This is a genomic window from Kitasatospora sp. NPDC096077, from assembly GCF_040303245.1.
Classification (GTDB): Bacteria; Actinomycetota; Actinomycetes; order Streptomycetales; family Streptomycetaceae; genus Kitasatospora.
On the sequence record NZ_JBEOSV010000031.1, the window covers coordinates 47,194 to 54,232 of the forward strand.

Annotated in this window: 4 protein-coding genes; all 4 read left to right on the forward strand. The window is 74.8% G+C overall.

The window, feature by feature from the left end; all coding sequences use genetic code 11:
- Positions 1-75 precede the first annotated feature (75 nt).
- The 4 genes from ABTZ03_RS24970 to ftsH all read left to right on the forward strand — a co-directional run bounded on the left by ABTZ03_RS24970 (position 76) and on the right by ftsH (position 6,928).
- A complete protein-coding gene (locus ABTZ03_RS24970) occupies positions 76-2,523 on the forward strand; it encodes a [protein-PII] uridylyltransferase (protein ID WP_350515294.1) in 2,448 nt (815 codons plus the stop codon).
- A 192-nt stretch (positions 2,524-2,715) separates the two neighbouring features.
- Positions 2,716-4,281, forward strand: coding sequence for a signal recognition particle protein (gene ffh, locus ABTZ03_RS24975; protein ID WP_350515330.1), 1,566 nt, complete (start codon positions 2,716-2,718; stop codon positions 4,279-4,281).
- A gap of 107 nt (positions 4,282-4,388) precedes the next feature.
- A complete protein-coding gene (locus ABTZ03_RS24980) occupies positions 4,389-4,913 on the forward strand; it encodes a GNAT family N-acetyltransferase (RefSeq protein ID WP_350515295.1) in 525 nt (174 codons plus the stop codon).
- A gap of 92 nt (positions 4,914-5,005) precedes the next feature.
- Positions 5,006-6,928: an ATP-dependent zinc metalloprotease FtsH gene (ftsH, locus tag ABTZ03_RS24985; RefSeq protein WP_350515296.1), complete on the forward strand. Its 1,923-nt coding sequence runs from the start codon at positions 5,006-5,008 to the stop codon at positions 6,926-6,928.
- Positions 6,929-7,039: the final 111 nt, after the last annotated feature.

Consider the following 7,039-nt stretch of genomic DNA (forward strand, 5'->3'; position numbering starts at 1 on the left):
CGGCGCATCCCCGCTCAGCCGTACCACGGCTCATCCGTACGACGGCTCACCCGCACCACGGACGGGATCCCGCGCATGACCACCGAGAACAGCCCCGCCGAGCCCGCCTCCCCACCCACCGACCACGCGGCGGCCCGGGCCGCGCTGCTGGAGCGGCCCGGGCTGACCGGCCGGCCGCGCCGGGCCGCGCTCGCCCGGCTCACCGACGACTGGCTGGCCGGACTGCTGGCCGCCGCCGGCGCCCCGTTCTTCGGCGTCGCCCTGGTCGCCGTCGGCGGCTACGGCCGGGGCGAGCTCTCCCCGCGCAGCGACCTGGACGTCCTGCTGCTGCACGACGGCCCGATCGACCGCGAGCTGCCCGAGCGGATCTGGTACCCGGTGTGGGACGCGGGCGCCCAGCTCGACCACTCGGTGCGCACCCCCGCCGAGGCCCGCGCCGTCGCCGCCACCGACCTCAAGGCCCAGCTCGGCCTGCTGGACGCCCGGCACCTCGCCGGGGACGCGGCGCTCACCGCCGCGCTGCGCTCCGCGGTGCTCACCGACTGGCGTGCGAGCGCCCCCGCGCGCCTGCCCGAACTGCGCGAGCTGGGCCGGGAGCGGGCCGAGCGGCACGGCGAACTGTCCTTCCTGCTGGAGCCCGACCTGAAGGAGGCCCGCGGCGGCCTGCGCGACCTGGTCGCGCTCGACGCCGTCGCCGCCAGCTGGCTCGCCGACGCGCCCCGGGACGGCCTGGACGCGGCCGCGCTGCGGCTCGCCGACGTCCGCGACGCGCTGCACCTGGCCACCGGCCGGGCCACCGAGCGGCTCGGCCTCCAGGACCAGGACCAGGTCGCCGAGCGGCTCGGGGTGCTGGACGCCGACACCCTGCTGCGCCAGGTCTACGAGGCCGCCCGGACCATCGCCTACGCCAGCGACGTCACCTGGCGGGCGGTGGACCGGGTGCTCGCCGCCCGGTCCGGCCGCGGTCGCCGGGCGGTCCGGCGGGGCTTCCCATTCACCGGGGCCGGCCGCGGCAGCGGCGCGGTGGCCCGGGGCGCCGTCGACCGCCGCCCGCTCGCCGAGGGCGTGGTCGAGCAGGACGGCGAGGCGGTGCTCGCCCAGGCCGCCCGCCCGGCCGCCGACCCGGTGCTGCCGCTGCGGGCCGCGGCCGCCGCCGCCCAGAACGGGCTGACCGTCTCCTACGCCACGGTGCGCCGACTGGCCGCCGAGTGCCGTCCGCTGCCGGTGCCCTGGCCGGACGAGGCGCGCGAGCAGCTGGTCACCCTGCTGGGGGCGGGGGAGGCGGCCGTCCCGGTCTGGGAGGCGATGGAAGCGGAGGGCCTGGTGACCAGGCTGCTGCCGGACTGGGAGCGGGTGCGCTGCCGGCCGCAGCGCAACGCGGTGCACCGCTGGACGGTGGACCGGCACCTGGTGGAGACGGCGGTCCGGGCCGCCGCGATGACCCGCCGGGTGGCCCGGCCGGACCTGCTGCTGGTCGCCGCCCTGCTGCACGACATCGGCAAGGGCTGGCCCGGGGACCACAGCGAGGCCGGCGAGGTGATCGTCCGCGACCTGGCCGCCCGGATGGGCTTCCCCGCCGAGGACACCGAGACCCTGGCGGTGCTGGTCCGCCACCACCTGACCCTGGTGGAGACCGCGACCCGGCGGGACCCGGACGACCCGGCCACCGTCGAGGCCGTCACCAAGGCGGTCGGCTCGCTGCTGGAGCTGGAACTGCTGCACGCGCTCACCGAGGCCGACGCGCTGGCCACCGGTCCGGCGGCGTGGAGCGGCTGGCGGGCCTCACTGGTGGACGGCCTGGTGGCGCGGGTCGCCGCCGAGCTGGCCGGGGGCGGCGCCCCGCCCCCGGAGGCGGCGCCCAGCACCGAGCAGGAGCGGCTCGCGGTCGAGGCCGCCCGCACCGACGCCCCCGCGCTGTCGCTGCTGGCCCAGGCGGAGGGGACGGCCCCGGGCACCGAACCGATGGGCGTCGAACTGACCCTGGCCGTCCCGGACCGGCCCGGGCTGCTCGGCACGGTCGCCGGGGTGCTCGCCCTGCACCGGCTGACCGTCCGCTCGGCCGGGCTGCGCGAGCTGGACCCGATCGGCGCGGGCCCGGTGCTGCTGCTGTCCTGGCGGGTGGCGGCCGAGTACGGCGAGCTGCCGGAGGCGGCCCGGCTGCGCGCCGACCTGCGGCGGGCGCTGGACGGCTCGCTGGACGTCTCCCGCCGGCTCGCCGAGCGGGACGCCGCCGCCCCGCGCCGCCGGGGGATACCGACCCCACCGCCGCTGGTCGCGGTGGCGCCGGCGGTCGCCTCGGCGACCGCGACCGTGCTGGAGGTCCGCGCGCACGACGCCCCCGGGCTGCTGCACCGGATCGGCCGGGCGCTGGACGGGGCGGGCGTGCGGGTGCGCACCGCGCACGTCTCCACGCTGGGTGCGGAGGCCGTCGACTCCTTCTACCTGACCGATCCGGCGGGCCGTCCGCTCACCGCCGAGCGGGCCGCGGAGGTGGCGGCGGCGGTCCGCTCGGCGCTGGGCTGAGGGCCGCTCCCGGGCCGGTCCGGGGCCGGTCCGCGAGCCGGTCCCCGGCGGGGGTGCGGGCCGGTCCCCGGCGGGTGCGTGAGCCGGTTCGCGGATCCGCCGTACGGGGGTGGAGACCGTACCCGGGGCGGCCGGATACCCTGGGGGACGACGACCGTACTGATACCGATGCCGCAGAGGACCCGCGCCGACGTGTTCGACACCCTTTCCGATCGCCTCGCAGCGACGTTCAAGAACCTCCGGGGCAAGGGCCGCCTGAGCGAGGCGGACATCGACGCCACCGCCCGCGAGATCCGCATCGCGCTGCTGGAGGCGGACGTCGCGCTGCCGGTCGTCCGGGCCTTCATCAAGCAGGTCAAGGAGCGCGCGGCCGGCGTCGAGGTCTCCGGTGCGCTGAACCCGGCGCAGCAGATCATCAAGATCGTCAACGAGGAGCTCATCGCGATCCTCGGCGGCGAGACCCGCCGGGTGCGGTTCGCCAAGAGCGGCCCGACGGTCATCATGCTGGCCGGTCTGCAGGGTGCCGGTAAGACCACTCTCGCGGGCAAGCTCGGCGCCTGGCTGAAGAAGCAGAAGCACACCCCGCTGCTGGTCGCCTGTGACCTCCAGCGCCCCAACGCGGTCACCCAGCTCCAGGTGATGGCCGAGCGGGCCGACGTGGCCTTCTACGGCCCGCAGCCGGGCAACGGCGTCGGCGACCCGGTGCAGGTCGCCAAGGACTCGATCGAGTACGCCAAGCAGAAGCAGTACGACGTCGTCATCGTCGACACCGCCGGCCGCCTGGGCATCGACGCCGAGCTGATGCAGCAGGCCGCCGACATCCGCGCCGCGGTGAACCCGGACGAGGTCCTGTTCGTCGTCGACGCGATGATCGGTCAGGACGCGGTCACCACCGCGCAGGCCTTCCTCGAGGGCGTCGACTTCACCGGTGTCGTGCTCTCCAAGCTCGACGGCGACGCCCGCGGCGGTGCCGCCCTGTCGGTCGCCCACGTCACCGGCCGACAGATCATGTTCGCCTCCAACGGCGAGAAGGTCGACGACTTCGACGCCTTCCACCCGGACCGGATGGCCTCGCGCATCCTGGGCATGGGCGACGTCCTGTCGCTGATCGAGAAGGCCGAGCAGACCTTCTCGCAGGCCGAGGCCGAGAAGATCGCCGCGAAGCTGCGCGGCGGCCCGAAGGCCTTCACACTGGACGACTTCCTGTCCCAGCTGGAGCAGGTCCAGAAGATGGGCTCGATCTCCAAGCTGCTCGGCATGCTGCCCGGCATGGGCCAGATCCGCGAGCAGATCAACAACATCGACGACAAGGACGTCAACCGGGTCGGCGCGATCATCAAGTCGATGACCCCGGCCGAGCGCGCCGAGCCGGAGCTGATCAACGGCTCCCGCCGGGCCCGCATCGCCAAGGGTTCGGGTGTCCAGGTCGGCGAGGTCAAGAACCTGGTCGAGCGGTTCTTCGACGCCCGCAAGATGATGTCCGCGATGGCCTCCGGCAAGGGCATGCCCGGCATGCCGGGGATCCCCGGCATGGGCGGCGGCGCGAAGAAGTCCGGCAAGAAGGCCCCGCAGGCCAAGGGCAAGCGCAAGAGCGGCAACCCGCTGAAGCGCGCGCAGGAGGAGGCCGCGGCCGCCGAGCGCCGCGCGCTCGGCCCGGGCGCCGGCCAGGGTCCGGCCGATGGCGGCGCGTTCGGTCTCGGTGCGGGCAAGGGCCCCTCCGACTTCGAACTGCCCAAGGAGTTCAAGGACCTGCTGTAGTCCTCTGCGGTCCTCTGCAGTCCTCGGCCGGTTCTGGTCGACTGTGATCGGCCCGTCGTCCGGTGATCCCCGGGCGGCGGGCCGTTCGCGTGCCCGATGATGTCGGCATGCGAGTGATGATCAGGGCCCCGAGGGCCGAGGACGAGGTTGCGTACGCGGAGGCGGTCCGACGGTCCGCCGAGCACATCGGACGGTGGAACCCGGTCGAGCCGGACGGGCTGCCGGAACTGCTGGGGCGCCAGGGGGCGGGCCTGCGCACGTTCCTGATCCTCGACCGGGAGACCGGCGGGCTGGTCGGCAAGGTGAACGTCGCCAACATCGTGATGGGCCGGTTCTGCAACGCCTCGCTGGGCTACGACTCGTACCTGCCGTTCGCCGGCACCGGGCGGATGACCGAGGGCCTGCGGCTGGTCCTGGACCGCTGCTTCGCCCCGCAGTCGGCCGACGGGCTGGGCCTGCACCGGCTGGAGATCAACGTGCAGCCGGAGAACGACCGCTCGATCGCGCTGGCCAAGCGGCTGGGCTTCCGGCACGAGGGCTTCACCCCGCGGATGCTGTTCCTCCAGAACGACTGGCGCGACCACGAGCGGTTCGCGCTGACCGCCGAGGAGTGGCCGGGCAGCGCGGCATAACCGCCGGTCGGGGGCCTCGGCACGGCCGGACGGCGGCTCGGGCGCGGCGTTGCGGTTGGCCCGCCCGAGCGGCTGTCCGTATTGTCCGGTGGGTGACCGAACCCGTGCCGCCGCGCCAGACCCCCGACCAGCCCTGGCGGTCCGAGGGCGCCCCGCCCCCGCCGCCGCCCCGCCGCCGGATGCCCGGCGGCTGGGCGGGCCTCGTCCTCACCGCACTCGTGGTGTTCCTGATCTCCGACCTGCTGCTGTCGTTCTTCGGCAACGAGGGCGCCACCACGATCTCCTACACCGAGTTCAACAACCAGCTGAACAAGGGCAACATCACCAAGATCTACTCCAAGGGCGACGCGATCGAGGGCACGCTCAAGAGCGCCCAGCCCAAACCCGACGGCGGCAAGGGCGACTACACCGAGTTCGACACCCAGCGCCCCTCCTTCGCGGGTGACAACCTGTGGGGCACCCTGCAGCAGCAGGGCGTCGAGGTCACCGCGACCTCCCCGGTCCAGCAGCGCAGCTTCCTCACCAACCTGCTGCTCTCGCTCGCCCCGATGCTGCTGCTGGTCTTCATCTGGGTGCTGCTCGCCCGCCGGATGGCCGGCGGACTGGGCGGCGGGCCGCTCGGCCGCAAGGCCCCGCCCAAGCCGGTCACCGCCGACCAGGGCAAGCGCACCACCTTCGCCGACGTGGCCGGCATCGACGAGGTCGAGGCCGAACTCACCGAGGTGGTCGACTACTTGAAGAACCCCGAGCGGTACCGCAAGCTCGGCGCCAAGCTGCCGGGCGGAGTGCTGCTCAGCGGCCCGCCGGGGACCGGCAAGACCCTGCTGGCCCGGGCCGTGGCCGGCGAGGCGGACGTGCCGTTCTTCTCCGCCTCCGCCTCGGAGTTCATCGAGATGATCGTCGGCGTCGGCGCCAGCCGGGTCCGCGAACTGTTCGCCGAGGCCCGCAAGGTGGCGCCGGCGATCATCTTCATCGACGAGATCGACACCATCGGCCGCCAGCGGGGTGCCGGCGGCGGCATGGGCGGGCACGACGAGCGCGAGCAGACGCTCAACCAGATCCTCACCGAGATGGACGGCTTCACCGGCTCCGAGGGCGTCATCGTGATCGCCGCGACCAACCGGGCCGACGTGCTCGACCCGGCCCTGCTGCGCCCCGGCCGCTTCGACCGCCGGATCACCGTCAGCCCGCCGGACCGGGAGGGGCGTGCCGCGATCCTGCGGATCCACACCCGGAGCGTCCCGCTGGCCGGCGACACCGACCTCGTCCAACTGGCCAAGGTCACCCCCGGGATGACCGGCGCCGAACTCGCCAACCTGGTCAACGAGGCCGCCCTGCTGGCCGTCAAGCGGCAGCAGGACGCGGTCAACGAGCGGGACCTCTCGGACGCCCTGGAGAAGGTCCAACTCGGCGCCGTGCGGCCGCTGGTGATGCCGCAGGAGGAGCGCGAGCGGACGGCGTACCACGAGAGCGGGCACGCGCTGCTGGGCATGCTCCAGCCGGGTGCGGACCCGGTCCGCAAGATCACCATCGTGCCGCGCGGCCGCGCCCTCGGCGTCACCCTCTCCACCCCGGAGAACGACCGCTACTCGTACACCGAGCCCTACCTGCGCGGCCGGATCATCGGCGCGCTGGGCGGGATGGCGGCCGAGCAGGTGGTCTACGGGGTGATCACCACCGGCGCGGAGAGTGACCTGGAGCAGGTCACCAACATCGCCCGCGGGATGGCCGGGCGCTGGGGGATGAGCGAGCGGGTCGGGCGGCTCACCGCCGTGCCGGCGGACGCCCAGGGCGCGTACGGGCTCTCGGCGGCGCCCACCACGCTGGACGCGGTGGACGAGGAGGCCCGGCGGATCGTCGCCGAGTGCTACGAGGACGCGGTGCGGATCCTGACCGAGCAGCGGCCCCGGCTGGACGCGCTGGCGGCGGCGCTGCTGGAGGCGGAGACGCTGGACGAGGAGGCGGCCTACCGGGCGGCGGGGGTGCCGCGGAAGGCCGCCGACGAGGAGGCGTGAGCCGGTGGACCGGGGGGGGCCCCCCGGGGGGGGGGGGCCCCCCGCGGGGGGGGGGGGGGGGGGGGGCGGGGGGGGGGGGGGGGAGGGGGGGTGGGTGTTAAGGTGTTAATA

Excerpts from the sequence above, each read along its gene's own strand:
- ABTZ03_RS24970 (WP_350515294.1), top strand. The coding sequence starts at position 76 with ATGACCACCGAGAACAGCCCCGCCGAGCCCGCCTCCCCACCCACCGAC.
- ABTZ03_RS24980 (WP_350515295.1), top strand. The coding sequence starts at position 4,389 with ATGCGAGTGATGATCAGGGCCCCGAGGGCCGAGGACGAGGTTGCGTAC.